General features: G+C 74.5%; 2 protein-coding genes and 2 pseudogenes. 2 read left to right on the top strand and 2 right to left on the bottom strand.

Annotated features, from left to right (window positions below; all coding sequences use genetic code 11):
• Positions 1 to 96 (bottom strand): annotated as a pseudogene (locus ABZ641_RS30445) (adenosylhomocysteinase); the annotation flags it as partial.
• Between ABZ641_RS30445 and ABZ641_RS30440 the strand changes: the two are divergent.
• Positions 95 to 1,774: pseudogene (locus ABZ641_RS30440) on the top strand (molybdopterin dinucleotide binding domain-containing protein); the annotation flags it as partial. The pseudogenes ABZ641_RS30445 and ABZ641_RS30440 sit on opposite strands and share 2 nt — an antisense overlap.
• On the opposite strand, the gene ABZ641_RS30435 reads toward ABZ641_RS30440, so the two are convergent.
• Positions 1,762 to 2,331 carry a Uma2 family endonuclease gene (locus tag ABZ641_RS30435; protein WP_359986955.1) on the bottom strand — a complete coding sequence of 190 codons (570 nt, stop codon included), beginning with the start codon at positions 2,329 to 2,331 and terminating at the stop codon, positions 1,762 to 1,764. The pseudogene ABZ641_RS30440 and the gene ABZ641_RS30435 sit on opposite strands and share 13 nt — an antisense overlap.
• Positions 2,332 to 2,479: 148 nt before the next feature.
• Between ABZ641_RS30435 and ABZ641_RS30430 the strand changes: the two genes are divergently transcribed.
• Positions 2,480 to 3,261, top strand: a 782-nt coding sequence (locus tag ABZ641_RS30430) for a serine/threonine-protein kinase (RefSeq protein WP_359986952.1), incomplete at its 3' end; no start/stop codon positions are given.

The raw sequence follows: 3,261 nt of genomic DNA, 5'->3' as shown, positions 1-3,261 counted from the left end.
GGTCTGCACGGTCATGTGCAGCGAGCCGGTGATCCGGGCGCCGGCCAGCGGCTGGGAGGCCGCGTACTCCTTGCGGATCGACATCAGGCCGGGCACCCGCACCGCCGCCCTCGCCGACCGCCACCTGCCGATCCGCCCCGGCACCGACGCCTACCTGCTGGCCGCCCTGGTGCACACCCTCTTCGCCGAGGGGCTCACCGCACCCGGCCCGCACCTCACCGGCGCCGAGGACGTCCGCCGGCTCGTGGAGCCCTTCCCGCCCGAGGCCGTCGCCGACGCCTGTGGCATCCCCGCCGAGTCGATCAAGGACCTCGCCCGCGAACTCGCCGCCGCCCCCACCGCCGCCGTCTACGCCCGGATCGGCACCAGCACCGTCGAGTTCGGCACCCTCGCGAGCTGGCTGGTCGACGTGCTCAACGCCCTCACCGGCAACCTCGACCGCCCGGGCGGCGCGATGTTCCCGCTCGCCGCCCGGCGCCGCCGTGGTACCGGCCGGGGCCGCGGGTTCACCACCGGCCGCTGGCACAGCCGGGTCCGCGGCCTGCCCGAGATCAAGGGCGAACTGCCCGCCGTCACCCTCGCCGAGGAGATCACCACCCCGGGCGAGGGGCAGGTCCGCGCCCTGATCACCGTGGCCGGCAACCCGGTGCTCTCCACCCCCGGCGGCCACCGCCTCGACGAGGCCCTCACCGGCCTCGACTTCATGGTCAGCGTCGACCCCTACCTCAACGAGACCACCCGGCACGCCCACGTCGTCCTGCCGCCCCCGCCGCCCGGCCGCTCCCCGCACTTCGACCTCGCCTTCGGCGACCTCGCGATCCGCAACACCGCCCGCTGGTCGCCGGCGCCACTCCCGCTCGAGGACGGCGAACCCGACGAGTGCCGCATCCTCTCCCGGCTCACCATGATCGCCGCCGGCCACGGCGCCGCGGCCGCCGCGAACCCGTACGCCCTCGACGAGACGGTGATCGCCGGCGTCCTCGCCAAGGCCGTCGCCGACCCGTCCTCGCCCGTCCACGGCCGCGACCCGGCCGAACTCGCCGCCGCCCTGCACGGCGACAGCGGCAGCGAACGCCAGGTCGACCTGATGCTCCGCCTCGGCGCCTACGGCGACGGCTTCGGCGCCGACCCGGACGGCCTCACCCTGGCCCGGCTGATCGCCGCACCGCACGGCATCGACCTCGGCCCGCTCGAACCCCGGCTGCCCGAGGTGCTGCGCACTCCCTCCGGCACCGTCGAACTCTGCCCCGCACCGCTCGCCGCCGACCTCGACCGGCTGCGCGCCGCCCTCGCCGAGCGCCGTGACGGCCTCGTCCTGGTCGGCCGCCGCCACCTGCGCTCCAACAACAGCTGGCTGCACAACCTGCCCGCACTGACCCGCGGCAGCAACCGGTGCACCCTGCACGTCCACCCCGCGGACGCCGCCGCCCTCAGCCTCGCCGACGGCGGCAGCGCCCTCGTCAGCAGCCGCACCGGCGAACTCACCGCCCCCGTCGAGATCACCGAGGACGTCATGCCCGGTGTCGTCAGCCTGCCGCACGGCTGGGGCCACGACCGGCCCGGCACCCGGCTGCGCACCGCCGCCGACGATCCCGGCGTCAACGTCAACCGGCTCACCGACCCCGACGCCCTCGACCCGCTCTCCGGCACCGCCGTCCTCAACGGCGTCCCGGTCCGGGTCCGCCCGGCCCCCGGATCCGCCCCTGCGACCGTCCCCGTGAGCGCCGTCGAAGCGGCCGCCGAACCCGCCCTGACGTCCGCTCAGGCGGGGTAGCGGATAAGCTCACCGGTCGCCAGCTCGAACGAGAAGGGTGCGGGAACGGGCACGGAGTCGCCGAACTTCCCGCGCCGCTGCCGGTGGTAGACGCCGTTGTCCGGCTCCGAGAACAGCACGATCGTGCCCTCGCGCGGATCGATCAGCAGGTACAGCGGGATCCGCATGAGCGGGTAGTCGCGGACCTTGCCGACCAGGTCGTTCTCGGGGTTGGAGGGAGAGACCACCTCCACCGCGATTTCGGCGAGCTCCGCGGGTACCTCGCTGCCGCCCAGCTCCACCACGGAGAACGGGATGTAGGTGAGGTCCGGATTGCGCAGCTTGCCGACGTTCGGCGAGGCGAGGTCGGTGTTCTCGCTCGGCATCAGCCCGGTCGGGCGGTGGGCGTCGAACTGCTCGCGGACGACCAGGAGATTGCGCTGACGGATCACCGACGGGCCGGCCATGACGATGATCTCGTCCCCGGACACTTCGACCTTCCAGCCGGAGGGCGCGGTCAGGCTCTGTGCGTACCGGAGCAGCCGGGCGTGGCGCCCGGCGATCTCGGAGTCCGACATGCCGTCATCCTTCCATCCCCTGTGGTGTGCTTGCCGGAGCGCGGGGCCGGATGACGACGCCCGGGCGGGGTGGGTGGCCCGGTAGAGTGCCGAGGCGGTGGGGGGTGTCCGGACGAGTCGAGCCCCTGGGCACCTGACGGGGGTGGGGATGCAGGGCGAGCGGCTGGACGGCCGGTACCGGCTGGAGACGGTGCTCGGCGCCGGGGGCATGGGCCAGGTGTGGCGGGCGTACGACGAGCGGGTCGGCCGGCCGGTGGCGGTGAAGCTGCTCACGGGCGCCGACACCTCCTCCTCGGGCGTCGAGCGGTTCGCCGCCGAGGCCCGGGCCGCCGGTAACCTCAGCAGCCCGCACATCGTCACCGTCCACGACTTCGGCCGGGCCGGCCCGGAACACGGCGGCGCACCCTTCCTGGTCATGGAGCACCTCGACGGGCGCGCCCTGGAGGACGTCCTCGACGAGGGGCCGCTGCCCGCGGTGCCGGACGCCCTCGGCTGGACGCAGCAGGTCTGCACCGGCCTGGCCGCCGCCCACCGGGCCGGCCTCGTCCACCGGGACATCAAACCGGCCAACGCCATGCTGCTGCCCGGCGGAACGGTCAAGATCCTCGACTTCGGGATCGTCAAGCACCTGTACGAGGACCACTCGTTCACCGGTACCGGCACCGCCATGGGCACCGCCGCCTACATGTCCCCCGAACAGGCCCGCGGCGACCGCAGCATCGGCCCGGCCGCCGATCTGTACGCCGTCGGCTGCCTGCTGCACACCCTCCTGACGGGCCGTCCGCCGTTCACCGGCGCACCGCTCGCCGTCCTCCACCAGCACCTCACCCGGCAGCCCGAGGCGCCCAGCGGCGTACGGCCCGGTGTCCCGGCAGGGGTCGACGCCCTCGTCCTCGCCCTGCTGGCCAAGGACCCGGGGGAGCGGCCCGG

The sequence above is a fragment of the Kitasatospora sp. NPDC007106 genome (assembly GCF_040634455.1).
Taxonomy (GTDB): Bacteria; Actinomycetota; Actinomycetes; order Streptomycetales; family Streptomycetaceae; genus Kitasatospora; species Kitasatospora arboriphila.
The sequence above is the reverse complement of the archived record's forward strand: the minus strand, read 5'-3'. Positions and strand labels throughout refer to the sequence as shown.

What these genes read in the sequence shown, in the direction of transcription:
- ABZ641_RS30435 (WP_359986955.1), bottom strand. Translation starts at nt 2,331, where the DNA reads ATGTCGGACTCCGAGATCGCCGGGCGCCACGCCCGGCTGCTCCGGTAC.